This is a genomic window from Pseudomonas sp. TAA207 (assembly GCF_001529285.1).
Taxonomy (GTDB): Bacteria; Pseudomonadota; Gammaproteobacteria; order Pseudomonadales; family Pseudomonadaceae; genus Aquipseudomonas; species Aquipseudomonas weihenstephanensis.
Window position 1 is genome coordinate 4,885 of record NZ_LLWJ01000063.1, and the last position, 22,903, is coordinate 27,787.

Annotated in this window: 2 protein-coding genes; both read right to left on the minus strand. The window is 63.7% G+C overall.

The features are described 5' to 3' along the window. Positions 1–11,736: a non-ribosomal peptide synthetase gene (locus AP059_RS09025; RefSeq protein ID WP_059762917.1), complete on the minus strand. Its 11,736-nt coding sequence runs from the start codon at positions 11,734–11,736 to the stop codon at positions 1–3. Continuing rightward, positions 11,736–22,793, minus strand: coding sequence for a non-ribosomal peptide synthetase (locus tag AP059_RS09030; RefSeq protein ID WP_059762918.1), 11,058 nt, complete (start codon positions 22,791–22,793; stop codon positions 11,736–11,738). The genes AP059_RS09025 and AP059_RS09030 overlap by 1 nt, the downstream gene beginning before the upstream one ends. Between the last annotated feature and the right edge of the window lie 110 nt (positions 22,794–22,903).

The window sequence follows — 22,903 nt, forward strand, 5'->3', positions numbered from 1 at the left end:
TCACGCCCGCTCAGGCTGCCCCGCCAGCAAGTGCTCCAGTCGGGTCAGTAACGCGGCCTGGCGCAGCAGTTCGTAGTGTCCACCCGCCAAAACTGCATGACTGGCCCCGGCACCGATTTGTGTCGCATGCTCGCGGCGCTCCTCGTCACGTCCCGCCACCCACCAGTGGTGCGCCTGAACCCGGGTTGCAGGCAACGCTGCCTGCGCCAGCGCCAATTGCTTGAGGCGCGCACCCACTGCAAAGATGTGGCTCAGCTCCGCCGCCCCGAGCAGCCCATGCTCACCCAGCCCGCTGCGCGGTTCGGCCATCGCGGCACCAATCACCCGCTCGGCACTTGGCCCTTGCTCCTCCAGCAACACGTTCGCCTCGGTCTCGGACACACCCAGCACAAAGCGTAAAAAGTCCTGCAAGTCTTCACGCCCGTCACTGGCCTCAGCCGTTCCCGCCACGTAGGTGTCGACCAAACCGGCAAACGCCACCTGCTGACCTTGCGCTTCAAGCGCTTGCGCCACCAGCAAGGCCAATGCCCCGCCCAACGACCAGCCAAGCAGGTGATACGGACCATTGGCCTGCTGCTGACGAATACGTTCGGCATAAGCGAGTGCCATGCTGTGTAACGATGCGTCCTGCCACTGGGGGTCGAGCAACATGCGGCACTGCACTCCATAGACGCTGCGGCGCCCGTCCAATTTACGGGCCAATGGCTCGTAGTCGAACACGGTGCCGAAACCTGCGTGCAAGCAGAACAGCGGCGGTACGTCCTTGACCCGGCTGTTGAGCGCCAGCAACGGGTCCGGCGCCTGATCCGCAACCACGGGTTCAAACCCGCCGAGTTCGGCAATACACGGTTTTTGCATCAAGTCGCGCAGTTTCAAACTCAAACCCAGCTCAGGCTGATTGCGCACCCGCGAAATCACTTTGAGCACTTGCAGCGAATCGCCACCCAGCTCGAAGAAGTTGTCGTCGATACCTACCGACTCCAGCCCCAGGACCTCTTGCCAGATCAACGCCAGCGCCTGTTCCAGCGCATTACGCGGCGCGCGGTAGGTGCCCTGGGTCAGTTGCGGTTCGGGCAATGCGCGCCGGTCCAGTTTGCCGTTGGCCGACAGCGGGAAACACGCCAACTGCACAATGTACGTCGGCACCATGTAATCCGGCAGTTGCGCTTGCAGTTGCTCCTTGAGTTCACGCTCCAGAGTGGCGCGGGCGCCAGCCACCACGTAGCCCACCAATTGTTTGCCACTCGCGCCTTCGATCACCTTGACGGCCGCGTCTTGCACACCGTCGCACTGACGTAGGCGCGCTTCGATTTCACCCAGTTCAATACGGAACCCGCGAATTTTTACCTGCTGGTCCAGACGCCCCAGATAGTCGATCAGGCCGCACTCGCGCTGGCGTACCAAGTCGCCGGTGCGGTACATGCGCCCGCCTGTGGCCTCGAACGGGTCCGGTACAAAGCGTTCGGCGCTCAACCCCGGCTGACGGTGATAACCCCGCGCCAGACATTCGCCACCCAAGTACAGTTCACCGCTGACACCCACCGGCAACGGGTTCATGTCTGCGTCCAGCACATACACCCCGCGGCCGGCCACACTGCGCCCAATCGGCGCATACGCCGCCTCACAGCGCTCGCTCACCTCGGCCCGCCACAGCAGCGGCGTGACCACGGTTTCGGTCGGGCCATAGCCGTTGACCAGTCGTTGTGGGCGCAGCGCCTGTTTGACCCGTTCAAAACTGGCGTGCGGCACCGCATCACCGCCAAAGCAGTAGGTGTGAACGGGCGGTGGATTGCCCTGCGTCAACGCCACATCGGCCAGTTGTTGCAGGTACGCAGGCGGGAAGCACGCCACGCTCACGTTGTAGGCATGCAGCACGGCTAAGGTCTGCTCCGCAGTCCACAGCTGATCGTCGCGAATCACCAAGCTGCCACCGGCCAGCAACACACTGAGCCAACGCTCTTGCGCGCCGTCAAAGGAGAAGGACATAAAGTGCAATTCGCGGCTGCGGGGGGTCAGTTCATACAGGTCGATGATGCCCTGACAGTGCCGTGCGATGGGTTGCCGCGCCACGGCCACGCCCTTGGGCTGGCCAGTGGAGCCCGAGGTGTAAATCAGGTACGCCAGATGCCCGCCCAACGATTCAACCGCGCGCGGCAACAGCGGCTGATCACTCAGTTGATCAAGCAGCAACCGCGGGGTGGCAGCCGTGAAGGCCACGCGTTCGTCCACATCGCTGTGGCACAGCAACAGGCTGGCGGCAGAGTCAGCCAGCATGAACGCCAGCCGCTCGGCCGGGTAGTCGAGGTCCAGCGGCAAATACGCAGCACCAGCCTTGAGCACCGCCACAAACGCCACAATCGTCTGTTCTGAACGCGGCAACGCCACGGCCACCAACGATTCCGGGCCAATGCCCCGCGCTTGCAGCTGTGCGGCCAAGGCGTCTGCCTGACGATCCAGTGCGGCATAGGTCAACTCACGACCGTCGCAGATCAAGGCCACCGCCTGAGGCTGACGCAGCACCTGAGCCATAAAGCCCTGCACCACGTCTTGCGTCGGCACCGGGGGCTGTGGCGTTTCAATCCGCGCCTGTGGCAGCCCAATGTTGCCGATCAGGCACTGCGCATCCAGCGGCAATTGCGCCAGCAAACCTTCGAACTGCGCGCGAATGTGTTCCACCTCAGGCGCGCTGAAGCGTTCGCGCAAGTACAGGTATTCCACCTCCAGGCCCTGATCGGTGGCGCTGACCATCAAGTCCATCGGAAAGTTGGTCACCCCGCCGCTGCCGACTTCGGCAAATTTCAGCTCGCCGTCTTGCTCACCGCGCAGGGCACGGTCTACCGGGTGGTTTTCAAACACGATAATGCTGTCGAACAGCCCTTGGCCGCCCTGTCCGGCCCAACGCTGAATATCCGCCAGAGGGGTGTGCTCGAAGTCACGGATCGACAGGTTGTAAGCCTGTAATTGACGCAACCAGTCACCCAGCGCTTGCTGCGGGTCAAGGGTCTGGATCACCGGCAAAGTGTTGATGAACAGGCCCAGCATGTCTTGCGCACCCGCCAACCCGGTCGGGCGCCCCGCCACCGTGGCACCAAACGCCACGCTGCGTTGCCCGGTGTGGCGCTGCAACAGCAACAGCCAGGCAGCTTGCACCACGGTGTTGAGCGTCACCCGCTGTTGGCTGGCAAAAGCATGCAAGCGGCGTGTCGCGTCGCTGTCCAGATAGGTGTAGAGCACGCCGTGCCCGCGGCCGTCGGTGTTGGCCGCATTCGCCAAAATGGTCGGCGCTTGCAATGCAGCAAGCTGCTCGCGCCAAAAGCCTTCGGCCACGCTGACGTCCTGCTGCGCCAGCCACTGGATGTAATCGGCATAACGCCCGCTCAGCTGCGGCAGGCTCTGATGGGCGTACAGGCGCAGCATTTCGCCGAGCAAACGTGACGCGCTCCAGCCATCGAGCAACAAGTGATGGTAGGTCCAGATCATCTGGTGCCGGTGCTCGCCCAGGCGCACCAGCGTAAAGCGCATCAACGGTGGGCAGCTCAGATCAAACCCGCGCGCCTGATCCTGCGCCGCCAAGGCCTGCAAAGCCGCGTCTGGTTCGCCATGCTCACGCCAGTCCAGTTCGACAATGGGCACGCGCGCCTGCTGATACACCGCTTGCAGCGGGTCAGCCAGACCGTCGCGCCAAAGGAAAGCGGCGCGCAGCACCTCGTGACGCTCAAGCAGGGCCTCCCACGCCGCGCAAAAGCGTTCGACCTGCAACCCTTCGACCGCCACGCTGAGTTGGTTGACGTACAGGTTCAGCTCCGGCGATTCGATGCAGTGGAACAACATGCCCTGCTGCATCGGCGACAGCGGGTAAAGGTCGTCCAGTGAGCTGCGATCAACCTGCACGGCTGCGCTCACTTGAGCAAAGGGCACGCTGTGGAGTTCCTGCGCGACCTGCGGTGCGGCATCCATCGCCAGCCGCGCCAACGCACGAATGGTTTGGGCCTCGAACAGTTGTTTGGGAGTGAACGCCAGACCTTGCGCGCCCGCCCGGCTCACGGCCTGCAAAGAGATGATCGAATCGCCGCCCAACTCGAAAAAGTTTTCGGTGACGCCAATCGCCTCCAGCCCCAGCAACTCTTGCCAGATGTCCGCCAGCAGTGACTCTGCCGGTGTGCCCGGCAGAACCCGTTCCAGCGCCTCACGGCTGGCGTGGGGCGCAGGCAGCGCCTGACGGTCAAGCTTGCCGTTGGGGGTCAATGGCAGCGCCGCCAGACACATCATGTGCGCGGGCATCATGTGCGCCGGCAAACGGCTGCGCAGGTGCGCATTCAACGCCTCGCGCAACGCGCCTTCATCGGCCAGCGGGTCGCGCGCCACCACATAACCGACCAATTGGCGGCTGACCGGGCCTTCACGGTCCACCACAAAGGCTTCGCGTACGCCCTCGTGTTCCAGCAGGCAGGCTTCGATTTCCCCCAGTTCAATGCGGAAACCGCGGATCTTCACTTGCTGGTCAATACGCCCCAGGTACTCGACCACGCCATCTTCGCGCAGTCGCGCCAGGTCGCCGCTGCGATACAGGCGTGCACCGGCCACGAACGGGTCAGGTACAAAGCGCTCGGCGGTCAGATCAGGACGCTGATGATAGCCGCGAGCAATGCCCTCGCCGCCCAGGTACAGCTCACCCGCCACACCTACCGGCAACGGTTGCAGATGACTGTCGAGCACATACGCACTGCGTTGCCCCACCGGGCGGCCGATCGGCAGGAACGCCGAATCAAATTGCGTGCCCGGATACGCGCACCAGATCAGCGGCGTGATGACGGTTTCGGTCGGGCCATAACCGTTGATGATGCGTGGCGGCTGCAACACCCGCTGCACTTCATCGAACGCGTGCTTGGGCATGCCCTCACCGCCCACGGTGTAGGAACGAATCGGCAACCGGCGCCCCGCTTCGCCGATGTAATCGGCCATTTGCAGCAGGTAGCTGGGGGTGAAACAGGCGATGGTAATGCCGTGGCGCTCGATCTCTTCGCAGGTGCGTTGAGCGCTCCAGACTTCATCGTCACGCGGCATCAGCGCCGAGCCGAACACCAGCGGCGTCAGCCAGCGCTCATGGGCACCGTCAAAACTGATAGAGGCAAATTGCAACTCGCGATCCTGCGGGGTCATGCCGTACAGCTCGCCAATCGATTGGCAGTGCATGGCCAGCGGGCCGTGGGCCACACTGACGCCTTTGGGGCGACCGGTCGAACCCGAGGTGTAAATCAAGTAAGCGAGGTTGTGCGCGCAGGTCAGGTTAGGCAGGTTGGTGCCCGGCAAATGCGCGACGGTTTCGCGATCCAGTTCCAGGACCGGCAGGCCGTCGATCCGGGGCAACTGATTGCCCAGCCATGACTGGCTCAACAACAGGGCAATGCCGCTGTCCTGCATCAAATAACTCAAGCGCTCGGCAGGGTACGCCGGGTCGAGCGGCACATAGGCACCCCCCGCCTTGAGGATCGCCAGCAAGCCAATGATCATCTGTGGCGAACGCTCCACTGCCAGACCCACCCGCACTTCCGGGCCAACCCCCAACTCGCGCAAGCGATGGGCCAAGCGGTTGGCGCGCTGATTGAGGTCGGCATAGCTGAAGGTGGTGTCGGCAAAGATCAGCGCGGGTGCCTCGGGACGCATCGCCGCCTGCGTTTCAATCAACTGATGCACGCAATGCTCGGTCAGCGGCTGCGGCGCCGGGTTCCAGTCATGCAGCAGCTGTTGGCGCTCGGCGGCACTCAGTAACGGTAAGTCACCGAGACGGGCGTGCGGCGCCGCGACCATAGCCTCCAGCAGACACGCCAGATGCTGGCTCATGCGCGCCACGGCTGTGGGGCTGAAGTGGCTGAGCAAATAGCTCCAGGTCAGGCTCAATTGCCCTTCGCTGACCGCCGCCAGTGTCAGCGGGTAGTTGGTGCGTTCATGGTTGTCGGGCAACGAGAAGCTCAGGCCATCCGGCGCGCCCTGTTGCAGGGCCTGGGCAATGGGGAAGTTTTCGAACACCAGCAGGCTGTCAAACAACGGTTCGCCTGCGCGACCGGCCCAGCGCTGCACGTCGCTCAATGCGGTGAATTCATGCTCGCGCAACTCAAGGTTGTGCGCCTGCAAACGCCCTAACCACTGCGCCACGCTTTCAGCGGCCTGTGGCTGGCTGATCACCGCCAAGGTATTGATAAACAGACCCAACTGCTGCTCGGCACCCGGCAAGTCCACCGGTCGCCCCGCCACCGTGGCGCCAAACGCCACCGTCTGTTGACCGCTGTAGCGCTGCAACAATACCGCCCACGCGCCTTGCACCAAGGTGTTGAGGGTGATGCTGTGCTGACGGGCAAACGCGGCAAAGGCCGCACTGCTCGGCGCGTCGAACACCTGCCGATGGTCGGCGTATGCATCGGCGGGAGCCGTGGTGGAGTGCGCCACGCTCTGGGCGAGCAGAGTCGGACTTTGCAAAGCGAGCAGTTGCTCGCGCCAAAAGGCTTCGTCCGCCACCGCGTCCTGCCCCTGCAACCAGCCAATGTAATCGGCAAAACGGCCTTGATGGTTCGCCACCTCGATCCCGGCATAACGCTGCAACACCTCGCCCAGCAGCAGGGCATTGCTCCAGCCATCGAGCAACACGTGGTGATGGGTGTAAATCAGTTGCTGACGCTGCTCGTCGAGGCGCACCAACGCCAGACGCAACAACGGCGGCTGGGCCGGATCGAACTGCAAGCGTTCGCTGCGCGCCAGCAATAGCAGCTCCGCGTCCTGATCGGCACGACCGCGCCAGTCGAGCACGGTGAGCGGCAGCTCCAGTGTGCGTTGCACCACTTGCACCGGTTCTGTGGCGCCCTGCGGCCAGTGGAACCCGCTGCGCAAAATCGGGTGCGCATCCAGTGTCGCTTGCCACGCCTGCCCCAATCGCGCCGCGTCCAGCCCTTTGGCTTCGACGCTGAGCTGGTTGACGTAAGCCCCGGCCTGCGGTTCGTAGAGGCTGTGAAACAACAACCCGCTCTGCATTGGCGACAACGGGTACAGGTCTTCGATCTGCCGCGCAGCCACCGGCAGTTCATCCAGTTGGCTTTGGCTCAGTGGCGCCAGCGGGAAGTCTGCCGGGGTCACACCGCCGTGTTGCGGGTTGACGCAGTGCGCCACCAGCGCCCGCAGGTTGGTTTCGATGGCCGCCGCCAATGCTTGAATATCAGCCTTGTCGAAGCACTCCTGACTGAAGCTCAGGTCCAGTTTCAGTTCACCGCCAAACACCTGACCGTCCACTGACAACCAGTTGGCCAGCGGCGAGTCCAGGCTCTGCGCCGCACCGCTGCTGTGGCGGGCGGGCACAAATAACGCATCGTCACTGAAGCTCTGGTCGAACTGGCCCAGATAGTTGAACGTGACCCTGGCGGTCGGCAACGCCGCAAGGCGGGCTTGCACCTCGGTCGGGCCGTGGTAGCGCAACACACCAAAGCCCAGCCCTTTGCCGGGGATGTCACGCAGTTGCTGCTTGATGGCCTTGATCGAGGTCGCCAGATCGGCGGCCGGGGTCAACTTGACCGGGAACAGGCTGGTGAACCAGCCCACCGTGCGGGTCAGGTCAAGCGTGTCGAACAGGTCTTCGCGGCCGTGGCCTTCGAGTTGAATCAACGCTGTCGAATCACCGGTCCAGTCGCACAACGCGCGGGCCAATGCGGTCAGCAACAGGTCATTGACTTGAGTGCGATACGCCGCGGGTGCCTGTTGCAACAGTTGACGGGTGTGTTCGCGGTTCAACCCCAGGCTGACCACCTGACGATGACGCAGGGCCTGGCTGCCCCCGGGGCGGGCCTTGGGCAACTGCGCGCTGACACCCTGCAACTGGGCCTGCCACCACGCCGATTCAGCCAGCAGAGCGTCGCTGTTGGCGTAGGCGCTGAGGCGGGTGGCCCAGTCTTGCAGGGCACTGGTTTTTTCCGCCAGCGCCTGCCCGGCGTACGCCGCTTGCAGGTCTTCAAGCAGGACACGCCACGACACGCCATCGACCACCAAGTGATGAATCACCAACAGCAAGCGTTGGCCTGCGTCCTCGTGGTCGATCAACACCGCGCGCAGCAGCGGGCCGTCATGCAGCGACAAGCTGCGCTGGGCTTCGTCACACAAGGCTTGCAGTGCCTCATCGCTTTGCACCTGTGCGGTCCACAGCAAATCGGTGGCGGCCGCGCTGTCGAGCGGCACATAACGCGCCGTCCATTGCCCCTCGATTTCACGAAACTGCAAGCGCAGCGCATCGTGCTGGGCCAGCACCTGCTGCACAGCGGTTTGCAGGCGTAACAAGTCCAGCGGTTCGCGCACATCAAGCAACACCGACTGGTTCCAGTGCTGCGGCTGCACCCGCTGGTGTTCAAAGAACCAGTGCTGCACCGGGGTCAGGGCTTGCACGCCGAGCACCGGGCCTTGGGCAATGTGCGGCGCGGCCTGCTGGCTCACCACAGCAGCCAGCGCGTGCAAGGTCGGCTGTTGAAACAGATCCCGTGGTTTCAACCCCAAACCTGCACGGCGGGCGCGGCTGACCACTTGAATCGAGATGATCGAATCACCGCCCAGCTCAAAGAAATTATCGTGACGACCGACCTGCTCGACGCCCAGCACTTCTTGCCAGATCGCCGCCAATTGGCATTCGTGCTCGCTGCGGGGTGCTTCAAACACGCGCTGGCTGACACTGACGTGCGGCGCTGGCAGCAACTTGCGTTCCAGTTTGCCGTTAGGGCTGAGCGGCATGCGCTCGATCAGCATCAGGTGCGTGGGCACCATGTAGTCCGGCAGGTTCTGCAACAGGTGCGCCTTGAGCGCTTCGCGCCACGGCGCTTGCGCCTCTGGGCGGCTAAGCACCGCGGCATCGGCGGGCACCAGATACGCCACCAACTGGTTATCCAGCGCCAGTACCACGGCGTCCTGCACCTGCGGGTGTTCTTGCAGGCGCGCTTCGATTTCGCCCAGCTCGATGCGCAATCCGCGAATTTTCACCTGATGGTCGATGCGCCCGCAGTATTCAATGGCGCCATCGGCGCGGTAGCGGGCCAGATCGCCGGTGCGATAGAGGCGCTCCCCGGTGCCAAACGGGTCGACCACAAAGCGCTCGGCGGTCAACCCCGGACGTGCGTGATAACCCCGGGCCAAACCGCTGCCCGCCAGGTACAACTCGCCAATCGCGCCGTTCGGCAACGCCAGCAGTTCAGGGCTGAGGATGTACGTACGCAGGTTGGCAATCGGGCGCCCGATGGGCACGCTGTCGCGGCCCTCTTCTACGCACGTCCAGTGGGTGACGTCGATGGCCGCTTCGGTCGGGCCGTACAGGTTGTATAACGACGCTTGCGGCAGGCTGCGTAACGTCTGGCGCTGCAACTCGACCGCCAGCGCCTCGCCACTGCACACGATGCGTTGTAACGAGGTGCACTGCGCGGCTTCCTCGGCGCCGATAAAGGCCTGAAGCATCGAGGGCACGAAGTGCAGCGTGGTGATCGCCTGCTCGACGATCAACGCCGCCAGCTGTTGCGGGTCGCGGTGCGCACCCGGTGCCGCCACCACCAGGGTGGCGCCGTGCATCAGCGGCCAGAAAAACTCCCACACCGACACGTCAAAACTGAAAGGGGTTTTTTGCAGCACCCGATCGGTCGCGCTCAGCCCATAGGCCTGTTGCATCCACGCCAGACGGTTGTACAACGCGCCATGACTGTTGCCCGCACCTTTAGGACGGCCCGTGGAACCCGAGGTGTAAATCACGTATGCCAGGTTCTGCGCGCTGGCCAGGTTAGGCACATCCTCGTTGGCGTACTCGGCCAGCCAATCGGCGCTGGCTTGCAGGCAGAGCACGGGCAAGCCTTCAGGCAACGGCAAGTCAGCCTGCACATGAGCCTGGGTCAGCAACAGGCTGATACCGCTGTCTTCAAACAGGTAGGCCAGACGCTCGGCCGGGTATTCGGGGTCCAACGGCACATAAGCGCCACCGGCCTTGAGAATCGCCAACAGCCCGATGACCAATTCCAGCGAGCGTTCGCACGCCACGCCCACGCGAACTTCCGGGCCGACACCCTGTTCGCGCAAGCAGCGGGCCAGACGGTTGGCCCGCTGATTCAACTCGGCATAACTCAGGCGTTGCCCGGCAAACACCAGCGCGCAGGCCTGGGGCGTTGCCGCCGCTTGCGCCTCGATGTGCAGGTGCACGCATTCCGGGCCCGGATAGGGATGTGCGGTGGCATTGAGCTGGTAAAGCGTGGCTTGAACCTCGGAGGCCGACAGCATCGGCAATGCGCCAATTGCGCAGTCCGGCTCGGCCACAATGGCCGCCAGCAGGTTGCGCCAATGCGCCGCCATCTGCTCGATGCGCGCGGCGTCAAACAGGTCGGTGGCGTAGGTCAGGCTGGCCATCAGGCGCTCGCCTTCCTCATGGGTGTCCAGTTGCAGGTCAAACTGGGTGGTGCGCCCTTGCCACTGCACACTGTCGATCTGCAAACCGGCCAACATTGCACTCAGCGCGCCGGGACGGCTTTGCTGGTGATTGAACATGACCTGGAACAACGGGCTGTGACTCAGGCTGCGCTCGCCTTGCAGCGCCTGTACCAGCCGCTCGAAGGGCAGGTCCTGATAGCCTTGCGCGTCCAGCGCACGGTCGCGGGTTTGTTCCAGCAGGCGGGTAAACGGCAGGTGCCCGTCAAGCTCGGCGCGCAGCACTTGCGTGTTCACGAAAAAACCGATCAGGCCACGGCTCTCAGCCCGATTGCGGTTGGCCACAGGGACGCCGATACGCAGATCCTGCTGACCGCTGTAGCGGTGCAACAAGGTCTGAAAACTGGCCAGCAACAGCATGAACGGGGTCACGCCGCGCTGTCGGGCCAGCGCCATCAGGTTTTTGGCCAGTACCGGCTCAAGGGTGAAGTCCAGCCGCGCACCCTGCTGCGTGGGTTGCGCAGGGCGCGGGCGATCACTCGGCAGTTCCAGCACCGGCTGCTCGTCACCCAGTTGCCCGCGCCACCAGTCCAGTTGGCGCTCCAGCTCACCGGCTTCCATCCAGCGCCGCTGCCACAGTGCGTAGTCGGCGTATTGAATGGGCAGCTCGGGCAGCGTCAGGGTTTTACCGTGCACATGGGCCGCATACAGCTGCGAGAATTCGTCGACCAACACCCCCATCGACCAACCATCGGCCACGATGTGGTGCAGGGTCAGCACCAGCACGTGGTCGTCGGTGTCCAGTTGCAGCAGGCTGACCCGCAGCAGCGGGCCGCTTTGCAGGTCGAACGGCTGGGCGATGTCGTGTTCAAGCAAAGCCAATGCACGCGGCATGCGTTCGGCCGTGGCCAGATCACGCAGGTCATGACGCGTCAACTGCATGCCTGTAGGCGCGAGCGGACTACTGCATTGAACCTGGCCATCGTGCTCGACAAAAACACTGCGCAAACTGTGATGGCGCCTGAGCAACGCATCGAAGCTGTGTTGCAAGGCGTCGACATTCAAACCGCCCCGCAGGCGCAGGGCCGCCGGGATGTGGTACGCGGCGCCTTCAGGGTCTAACTGCCAAAGGAACCATTGGCGTTGCTGCGCATACGACAGTTCGCACAGACCATCGGCAGGGGCCGTGGCCGGGATCGGCAACTGGCCGAAGCTGACGCCCTGCGCCTGCATTTTTTGCAGGAACTCACGGCGCTGTTCAGGCGCCAGGCTGGCAAAACGGTTGGCAATGCGCCACGCGGTCGAGTTTTCCATCAGTTGATCTCCATCTCGTCGAGCAGCGATTCGAGCGCGCTCAGACGACCATCGTTATCCGCAGGCGTTTGTGCCTGTGCCAGCGCGGCATAGGCTTGCAGGTCGGCGGCCTCGAACAGCGCGCGCAGCGCCAGCTCGATGCCCAATTCAAGTTCAACCCGGGCGCTGGCCTGGGCCGCGAGCAACGAGTGCCCGCCCAATTCAAAGAAGTTGTCGTGGCGCGCGACGCGCTCCACGTTCAGCACGCTGGCCCAGATTGCTGCGAGCTGTTGCTCCAGTTCGCCGACCGGCGCGCTGTAGGGACGCTGCCAGTCTTCGACGTCGGGCGGTGGCAAGGCCTTGCGATCGAGCTTGCCGTTGCCGGTCAATGGCAGGGCGTCAAGCAGCAGCCAATGGGTCGGCACCATGTAGTCCGGCAAGTCGACCTTGAGCGCTTCACGCAAATGTTCACGCCACGCCAGTGGGTCGGCGGGCGCTTGATCGGCCACCACATAGGCACACAACTGCGGCCCGTGAGGGCCTGAATGCACGGTCAGTACCGCTTGCGCCACGCCAATCTGCTGTTTGAGGCAGGCTTCGATCTCACCCAGCTCGATACGGAAACCGCGGATTTTCACCTGCTGGTCGATACGGCCCAGATAGTCGATATTGCCGTCCGCCCGCTGGCGTGCCAGGTCGCCGCTGCGATACAGGCGTTCGCCCGGCGCAAACGGGCTGGGTACAAAACGCTCCGCTGTCAGCCCCGTGCGGCCGTGATAACCCCGCGCCAACCCCGCCCCGGCGATATACAGCTCGCCCGCGCAGCCCGCTGCAACCGGCTGCAACTGGCTGTCGAGCAAATACCAGCTCAGGTCGCTGAGCGGGCGGCCAATCGGGCTTTGCACCTTGGCGTCCAGGTCCGCCGGGCTCAGCGCACGGAACGTCACGTGAACCGTGGTTTCGGTGATGCCGTACATGTTCACCAGCGTGCTGCTTTGATCACCGAAGCGCTCGTACCACGGGCGCAGGCTCGACACGTCCAGCGCCTCACCACCGAAGATCACCCACCGCAGTGCCAGTGGTTGTGTGCTCTGGCAGGCAATGGGCAGTAATTGACGGAACGCCGTCGGCGTCTGGTTGAGCACCGTGACGCCTTCGTCACACAACAATTGATGGAACGCCTGCGGCTCGCGGCTGATGAAATACGGCACGATCACCAGGCGCCCGCCAGTGCACAGGGCACCAAACAGTTCCCAGACCGAGAAGTCAAACGCGTAGGAATGGAACAGCGTCCACACGTCCTGCGCGCCGAAGCCAAACGCCGGCTGCGTGGCACTCAGCAAGCGGGTGACGTTGGCATGGCTGAGCAGCGCGCCCTTGGGTCGCCCGGTGGAGCCGGAGGTGTAGATCACGTACGCCAGAGTGTCCGGCAGGGTCTGGTTGGCCAGGTTGTCAGCACTGAACGCGTCCAGCGCCAGATGCTCCAGGCACAGCGTCTGCACCCCAACGCGGGGCGGCAGGTGCTCCAGCAGGTGCTCCTGGGTCAGCAGCAAGGCAATGCCGCTGTCTTCGATCATGAAGCTCAAGCGTTCGGCCGGGTATTGCGGGTCCAGCGGCACATAGGCACCCCCGGCCTTGAGAATCGCCAACACGCCGACCACCAGCGGTATCGCCCGCTCGGTGGCAATGCCCACGCGCACTTCCGGGCCAACGCCCAGCTCGCGCAGTTTGCGCGCCAGCCGATTGGACCGGGCGTTAAGGTCGGCATAGCTGAGCCCCTCGTCACCCCACCGCAGCGCCACGGCGTGCGGCTGCGCGGCGGCTTGCGCTTCGAACAGCTGGTGCAAGGCCGCAGCCACCGGCTGGCGCTGAACGTTCGGGTTCCATTGCTCAATCAGCGCTTGCTGTTCGCGCGGCTCCAGCAGCTCAAGTGCGGCAATCCGTTGTTGCGGCTCACGCACCACGGCGCGCAGCAGGTTGAGCCAGTGCCCGCCCAGCTGCGTCATGGTGGCGGCGTCATACACGTCGCTGGCGTAGGTCAGGCTGGCGTGTAACTGCTCGCCCTGCTCTTCGGTGTCCAGCGCCAGATCGAACTGGGCCGTGTGTGACTGCCAGTCCATGCGCTCAACCGTCAGCCCCGACAGGCTGCGCTCGACACTTTCGCCGAGCTGCCGCTGATGGTTGAACAGCACTTGAAACAACGGGCTGTGGCTCAGGCTGCGTTCCGGTTGCAGCGCTTCGACCAATTGCTCGAACGGCAGCTCCTGATGCGCTTGTGCCCACAAGGCGGCTTTTTTGACCTGTTGCAGCAGGCTGGCGAAGGTCTGCTGGCCGTCGATCTCGGCGCGCAGCACCTGGGTGTTGATAAAGAAGCCGATCAAGCCTTCGGTTTCGAGACGGCTACGCCCCGCGTTTGGCACCCCGACGTTGATCGTCGACTGGCCGCTGTAGCGATGCAGCACGGTCTGGTAACTGGCCAGCAGCAGCATGAACAGGGTCACGCTCTGTTGCTGGGCCAACTGGCGCAGACCGGCGGCCAATTCAGGTTCAATCAACAGTTCAAGGCGCGCGCCGCGTTCGCTGCGAATCGCCGGACGGGTCAATTCGCTGGGCAGCTCAAGCGGCGCAGGGTGCGTGCCCAGATGGGCTTTCCAGGCGCTCAGTTGGCGCTCGCCCTCACCCGCCTGCAACCAGTCGCGTTGCCAGGCGGCGTAATCGCCATAGTTAATGTTCAACGTTGGCAGCTGCGGGGCTTGACCCTGAACATGGGCCAGGTACAAGGCGCTGAACTCATCCACCATGACCTGCATCGACCAGCCATCGGCAGCGATGTGGTGCACGGTCAGCACCAGCACATGCTCCTCGGCTGCGACGTTGAGCAATAGCACCCGCAGCAACGGACCATTGCGCAGGTCGAACGGTTGACGCATTTCGTGGGCCACCAGCGCTTCAATTTCAGCGGCGCCAGGTGCTGACAATGCCAGCTCGCGCACTGCCAGTGGCAGGCTGGCGTGCAGCACGCCGCGCGCCTGTTCACCGTCCTGGGTGAACGTGGTGCGCAAGGTGGCGTGACGCGCTTGCAGGTCGCTGAAGCTGCGCAGCAGGGCTTCGCGGTTCAACACACCCTTGAGGCGCAAGGCTGCCGGGATGTTGTAGGCGGCGCTGTCAGGGTCCAGCTGCCAGAGAATCCACTGCCGTTGCTGGGCAAACGACAACACGCCCGCCTGCCCTGCTGGCAGTGCACGCAGCAGCGGTTGGCTGACGCTGTGCGGTTGCGCCGCGCAGCGGGCAGCGAAGTCACTGAGCACGCTGCATTCAAACAAACTGCTGAGGGGCAGTTCGATGTTCAATTGCTGACGCACGCGCGACACCACCTGCGCCACCAGCAGCGAATGCCCGCCCAGTTCAAAGAAGTTATCGTCCCGGCCCACGGCGTCCAGTTTGAGCACGTCTTGCCAGATCGAGGCCATGTGCGTCTCGATCCCGGCCTGAGGTGCCACCACTTCACGCTGCCAGTCGGCGGCTTGCGCCTGCGGCAGTGCCTTGCGGTCGACCTTGCCATTGGCATTGAGCGGCAACTGATCGAGGCGCAGCCACTGCAACGGCACCATGTATTCCGGCAGTTGCGCCTTGAGTCCGGCTTTGAGGTGTTCACGCAGGGTGTTCCAGTGCGGCGCGTCATCGTCGACCACGACAAAGGCCACCAATGCCTTGCCGATCGGGCCTTCCTGCACCACCACGGCGGCTTCGCGCACGCCATTGAGGTCACGCAGGCGCGATTCGATTTCACCCAGTTCAATGCGGAAACCGCGCACTTTGACTTGCTGGTCGATGCGGCCCACGTACTCTAACTGGCCATCCGCACGGCGCCGCGCCACGTCACCGGTGCGGTACAGACGCTCACCCGGCAGCTGCGCGTAAGGATTAGGCAAAAACACACTGGCGCTGCGCAACGGGTCGCCAAAATAGCCGCGCCCCACGCCCGTGCCCGCGACATACAACTCACCCACCACCCCGGTCGGTACCGGTTGCAAACCGCCGTCGAGCACGTACAAACGGTTGTTGTCAGTGGCCAGGCCAATCGGCAGGTAGGCACCCTCGGCTGACGCTGCGTCCACCCGGAACAGCGCCACGTCATCCGAGCATTCAGCCGGGCCGTAGGCGTTGACCAGCCCGATGTGCGGGTAACGTTGCAACCAGCGGCGCGCCAGTTCAGGCGGCATGGCTTCGCCGGTCGGCAGCATCCAGCGCAACTGCTCCAGGCTGCCTTGTGGTTCGTCGAGCAGGCTGTGGATCAGCGACGGTACGCTTTCCAGCACACTGATACCCCGCGCCGCCACGTGCGCCAGCAGCGCGGCCGGGTCGTGGGCGATGGCGTTGGGCACGATGTCGACCTGCGCGCCAAACAGCGGCGCGGCGAGAAATTGCCAGACTGAAATATCGAAACTCTGGGACGCGGTCTGTGCAATCACGTCGGCGCTGCCCAGATCCAGATACGGCTTTTTGCTCAACTGGTTATTCAGCATGCCCGCCTGCTCCACCATCACCCCTTTGGGCGTGCCGGTGGAACCCGAGGTGAAGATCACGTAAGCAAGGTTGTTGGGCGCGGTGTAGATGCCCGGCTGTGCGCTGGACAAACGCGCGCCTTGCACCTCTTCCCATACCAGTAATTGCGGGCGTTGCGCCGGGGTTAACTGCGCCAATATCTGATGCGCCTGTTCGCGGCAGGCGGCACTGGCCACCAGCAGCGGTACTTGCCCCAAGTGCAGCAAGTCGAGCAAGCGCCGCGCGGGCAGTTGCGGGTCGAGCGGCAAGTAAGCGGCGCCTGCCTTGAAGCTGCCGAGCATCATGCCCAGCAGCTCAAGGCTGCGTTCTGCCAGCAGCGCCACCGGCTGATCAACGCGCACACCGGCCCCAACCAGGGCATGACCGAGGCGGTTGGCGCGGGTGTCCAGATCGCGATAGGTCCAGCGCTGATCCAGGCAGGTCGCAACCACCTGTTGCGGGTGCGCCGCACATTGCGCTTCAAACAGGCGCACATAGCCGTGCGCCAACGGGTAATCCCGCGCGGTTTGATTGCCGGCCTGTAACACGTCCTCGCGTTCACCGGCGTCCACCACCGGCAAATCGGCAAACAGCCCATCGGCATGTTCGCCAATGGCCAGCAGCAACCGCTTGAAGTCAGCCAGCAAGCGCTCGGCGGTGGCGTCGTCGAAGAAGCGCTTGTCGTATGACAGGTGCAGGCCCAACGCATCGCCGGGGTACACCACCACGGTCATCGGGTAGTTGGTGTGGGTACGGGCGCTGTCGGACTTGGCGCTGATTTGCTCCGCGCCGCTGACCACGGCACTCTCGACCGGGGCATTTTCATAGACAAACAGGCTGTCGAAAATCGACTGGCCTTTGTCCAGCGCGCTGCACGCCTGAATCTGCAACAACGGCAAATGTTCATGCTCACGCAACGCCAGGTTGTGCTCGAACAAGCCTTGCAGCCACTCACGCACGCTGACCTGCTGGCCCGCACGCGGCAGACGCATGCGCAGCGGGATGCTGTTGATGAACAGGCCCACGGTGTCCTGCATTTCGGGGCGGTTGATCGGTCGCCCCGCCACGGTCACGCCGAACAGCACTTCATCCAGCCCGCTGTAGCGCTGCAACACCAGTGCCCAGGCAGCTTGGGTCAAGGTGTTGACGGTCAATTGATAACGTTGCGCCAGCTCACGCAAGGCACGCCCTTGACAGGCCTCGAGGTCGGCATACACGTCGCCGATCTGCGAGAAGCCGCCCTGACGGCGCAAAGCCCGATCGAACGGCAGCGGTGTGGGTTGTTCGAACCCGGCCAATTCCTGCGTCCATGCTTCAAGGGCTTCGCGCTCGCCCTGCTCTTGCAGCCATTGAATAAAATCGCGGTATCGCGCCGCAGGCGGCAGGCTGCGCTGGCCGCTGTAGAGCGCGAAGAAATCTTGCAGCAGCAGCGAACGGCACCAGGCGTCAATCAGGATGTGGTGGTTGCTGAGGATGAACCAGTAATGACCGGCGCTGCGGCGAATCAGACGCAGGTTGAAGGGCGGCGTGTTGAGCAGGTCGAATCCATCGGCGCGGTCCTGGGCCAACACCGCTTGCAGCGCGCTTTCGTGCTCGGATTCAGGGCGCCCGGTCCAGTCGTGGACTTGAACCTTGGGCGCGGCATCGCGGTGAATGATTTGCAGCATTTGCCCGTCATCGTCCAGGCTGAAGGAGGCGCGCAAGGCATCGTGACGCTGGGCCACGGCGTGCCAGGCCGCCGTAAAGCGCGGCAGGTCGATTTCACTGTCAATGATGTAGCGGTCTTGCATGAAGTAGATGCCCGAACCCGGCTCAAGCAGGGTGTGCACCAGCAAACCCTGTTGCATCGGCGACAACGGGTAGATGTCTTCAATGGCGCTGGCAGGCACTTTGAGGCTGTCCAGCTGCTGCTGGGTGAGACGCGCCAGCGGGAAGTCGGAGGGGGTCATGCCGCCCGTTTCGTGGGTCACGCAATGCTCGATCAGCGCACACAGCTCCTGCTGGTAGTCCTCAACCAGCGCTTCAAGGGTGTGCGCGTCGAACATCTCGCGGCTGTAGGTCCATTGCAGGTTCAACTCGCCGCCGTACACCTGCCCCTCGATGCTCAGCCAGTTGGCCAACGGTGCGTCTTGGTCTTGAGCCTGGCCCGCGCTTTCGGCAGCAGGGACAAACAGGGCCTGGTCATCAAACTGGCGGTCGAACTGCCCCAAGTAGTTGAACGTGATGCGCGGGGCAGGCAGCGCCGCCAGTTGCGCCCCCGCCTCCTCGCCTGCCAGATAACGCAACAGGCCGTAACCGACGCCTTTGTCCGGCACGCTGCGCAGTTGCTCCTTGATGGCTTTGATCGACTCGCCCAGCCCGGCCGCGGGGGTGAGTTGCACCGGGAACAGGCTGGTGAACCAGCCCACCGTGCGCGACAGGTCCACGTCAGCAAACAGCTCTTCGCGGCCATGACCTTCGAGCTGAATCAGGCTGCTGGCGTGACCGCTCCAGCGGCAGATCACCCGTGCCAATGCCGTCAGTAACAGGTCGTTGACCTGAGTGCGGTACGTGGCCGGGGCCACTTGCAGCAATTGACGGGTGCGTTCAGCGTCCAGGGTCAGCTCGACCTTTTGTGCGTGTCGCGTGTGCAGCCCCGCCTCGAGGTGATCGCGGGGCAGTTCGTGGGGCGCAGCCGCCAACTGGGCTTGCCACCACGCCAGCTCCGGTAGTCGCGCATGCGCCTCCTCGGCAAGCCGCGCGGTCCAGGCCTGATAGGCGCTGGTCTTGGGCTGCGGCGCGTGGGACGGCTGGGCATAAAACTGCTGCAAGTCTTCAAGCAATACACGCCATGAAACACCGTCTACCGCCAAGTGGTGGATCACCAGCAGCAGGCGCTGCGTGTGGTCGGGCATGTCAACCAGCAGCGCACGCAACAATGGTCCCTGTTGCAGATCGAGGCTGCGCTGGGCGTGCTCGCACAAGGCGTTGAGTTCATCGGTGCCAGCCGCCGCTTTGTGCCACAGCAGGCTGTCGGCTGGCAGGTCGGCATAGGCTTGCTGCCAACGGCCATCGTGCTGCTCGAAACGCAGGCGCAGAGCATCGTGATGGCTCAACAGTTGGCGCAATGCCTGTTCCAGCGGCGCCGCGTCTAGCGGTTGGCGCGGCTGCAACAGCAACGCCTGGTTCCAGTGATGAGGGGCGGGCATCGGCTGCTCGAAAAACCATTGCTGCACCGGGGCCAACGCCACGGCACCGTGGGCGATGCCTTGGTCAATGGTGGTGTGCGTACTCAGTTCGGCGACCCGCGCCAGGCTGCGAATGGTCTGGTGCTGGAACAGGTCACGCGGGCTGAAGGCGATACCGGCCTGACGCGCGCGGCTGACCACTTGAATCGAGATGATCGAATCGCCGCCAAGCGCGAAAAAGTTGTCGTCAACGCCAAGGGGCGAGACACCCAGCACCGTCTGCCAAATGTCGGCCAGCCGCTGCTCCAGTTCAGTGGCGGGCGCGGTGTAATCCTGCTGCGCAGACGATAGGTCGGGGCGCGGCAGAGCGCGGCGTTCCAGTTTGCCATTGGGCGAGAGTGGCAGGTGCTCCAGGCTGATCCAGTGGCCGGGCACCATGTATTCGGGCAATCCGCGCAGCAGATGCGCCGCCAGCGCGGCCTGCCAGTCCCCTGCCGTGGCCGGGTCATGGAGCACCACGTAAGCCACCAGTTGTTTGCCATCGAGCACCAGCGCCACGGCTTCGCGCACCGCCGCGTGCTCAGCCAGACGCGCTTCGATTTCGCCCATTTCGATCCGCAGGCCGCGCAGCTTGACCTGATGGTCGAGGCGGCCCAGGTACTCAATCACCCCGTCCACCCGCTGGCGCACAAGGTCGCCGGTGCGGTACAGGCGCTCGCCCTGATTGAACGGGCATGGCACAAAACGCTCGGCGGTCAGGCCCGGGCGGCGATGGTAATTGCGTGCCAGACCGGCACCGCCCAGATACAGCTCACCCGCCACCCCCAGTGCCACGGGGGACAGGTCGGCATCCAGCACCAGCGTGCGCAGGTTGGCGATGGGCAGGCCAATCGGCACACTGGCAGCGCCTTCATCGACACAGGTCCAGTGGGTCACGTCGATGGCGGCTTCGGTCGGGCCGTACAGGTTGTACAGCTCGGCGCCTGGCAGCTTGGCGAACACCTGTTGTTGCGCGTCGACCGCCAGCGCCTCACCGCTGCACACGATGCGGCGCAGGCTGGTGCAGTGCTCAACCCCGGTCTCGTGGATAAACGCTTGCAGCATCGAGGGCACGAAATGCACGGTGCTGACCTGATGCTGGCGCAGGGTCTCAATCAGGCGCAGCGGCTCGCGATGCTCACCCGGTTGCGCCACTACCAGCCGCGCGCCGGTGAGCAGCGGCCAAAAGAATTCCCACACCGACACATCAAAACTGAACGGGGTTTTTTGCAGCACCGTGTCGTGCTCGTTCAAACCGTAGGCTTGTTGCATCCAGCACAGGCGGTTAACCAGTGCAGCATGCGTGTTGCCCGCGCCCTTGGGGCGACCGGTAGAACCTGAGGTGTAAATCACGTAGGCCAGGTGCCGGGCATCCTGCGCCAGGTTCAGGTTGCTGTCGTCATCGCCTTGCAGCGTCTCGCCAACCTGATCGAGGGCGATGACCTGAATACCCGCCACCGGCAAGCGGGTCAGCAGCGCTTGCTGCGTCAGCAACAACCCGATGCCGCTGTCCTCAATCATGTAAGTCAGGCGCTCCTGCGGGTACTCCGGGTCCAACGGCACATACGCACCGCCGGCCTTGAGGATGGCCAGCAGGCCGACCACCATCTCGACCGAACGCTCAAGTGCAATGCCGACCAGCACATCCGGCCCCACCCCCTGTTCGCGCAAGCGGCGCGCCAACTGGTTGGCCCGCGCATTGAGTTGCGCATAGGTGAGGGACTGATTGCCAAACACCAGGGCGGTGGCCTGCGGTGTGCGCAGCACTTGCGCTTCAATCAGCGGGTGCAGGCACACATGGACGGGGTACACGGCGCCCGTGTTGTTCCAGTCGCGTACCTGGGTGTGCAGCTCGCTGGCATCCAGCATCGCCAGCTCGCCAATCCGGCAATCGGCGTTGTCGACCAGGGCCCGCAGCAGATTGCCCCAGTGCCGCGCCATACGGCTGACGGTCGAGGCGTCGAACAGATCGTTGGCATAGGTCAGCGCAGCATTGAGGCGCCCGCCTTTTTCCCAGGTATCGAGGCTCAGGTCGAACTGCGTGGTGCGCCCTTCCCACTCGATCAAGCCCAGCGCCAACCCCGAGGCCGTGCTGACTGTTTCTATGTCGGCCACCTGCGGCTGGTGGTTGTACATCACTTGAAACAGCGGGTTATGGCTCAGGTTGCGCTCCAGCTTGAAGGCTTCAACCAACTGCTCGAACGGCAACTCCTGGTGCGCCTGTGCGCCGAGCGCGGTTTCCTTCACGGCGGCCAGAAAATCAGTCACGCGGGTTTGCGCATTCAGCTCGCTGCGCAGCACCTGCGTGTTCACAAAAAAGCCGATCAGCCCTTCGACTTCGCGGCGGTTGCGGTTGGCAATGGGCACGCCAACCCGCACGTCGGTCTGGCCGCTGTAGCGATGCAGCAAGATGTTGAACGCCGCCAGCAGCAACATGAACAAGGTGACATTGTGCCGTTGTGCCAGTGCTCGCAGTTGCTCGACCAGCGCCGGATCGACCGCAAACTCATGGCGCGTGCCGCGATAGCTGGGCATGGCCGGGCGCGGGTAATCGGTGGGCAATGCAATGACCGGGTGCTCGTCCCCGAGCTTGGCCTGCCAGTATTCGAGCTGGCGCGCCTGCTCCCCGGCTTCCAGCCAGCGGCGCTGCCACAATGCATAGTCACTGTATTGAATGGGCAGGTCGGCGAGCTGAGACTGCTGGCCGCGCTCGAAGGCGTCGTAGCCCTGAATGAACTCATCAATCAGCACGTTCATGGACCAGCCATCAGACACGATGTGATGCAGGGTCAGCAGCAGGACGTGCTCGTCATCGGCCAGCTTGATCAGCTTGATGCGCAACAGCGGGCCACTGGCCAGATCGAAGGGCAACAGTGATTGACGCTGCGCTTCGCTGGCGATCGCCTGTTCACGCTCAAGGGCGGGCAACAAGGTGAAATCCATGTGTTCAACCACCAGCGGCTGGCTCAGGGCCGCCTGCTCAAGGCTGTCATCTGCCTTTTGGTGAAACACCGTGCGCAGGGTTTGGTGACGCTGCACCACATGGGCGAAGGCCTGCTCCAGGGCCACGATATTCAGGGCACCGGTGAGGCGCACAGCACCCGGCAGGTTATAGGCACCGCTGTGCGGATCAAGCTGCCACAAAAACCACATGCGCCGCTGCGCATAAGACAGTGCATGGCGGTCATCCTGCGCCACGTCTGCCGGAATCGGGAACTGCGAAAAGTCGATCCCTTCTGCGCGCAAGCCGTCGAGAAATAACCGGCGCTTTTCCAGCGGTAACTCGATGAACCGGCGGGCAAGTTTGAGGGACTTCTCAGCATTCATCTGGCTTCTTCCGTACGTATTGGCTATCGAGCGTTGGCTCGGCTATCACTACGGAACGGATGAACAGCGAGGAAAATTAACGCGCTGAGCCCGTGCACCAGCGGTCTTAA

Bases quoted from the DNA above. Each gene is read 5' to 3' on its own strand.
- AP059_RS09025 (WP_059762917.1), bottom strand. From the start codon at position 11,736: ATGGAAAACTCGACCGCGTGGCGCATTGCCAACCGTTTTGCCAGCCTG.
- AP059_RS09030 (WP_059762918.1), bottom strand. From the start codon at position 22,793: ATGAATGCTGAGAAGTCCCTCAAACTTGCCCGCCGGTTCATCGAGTTA.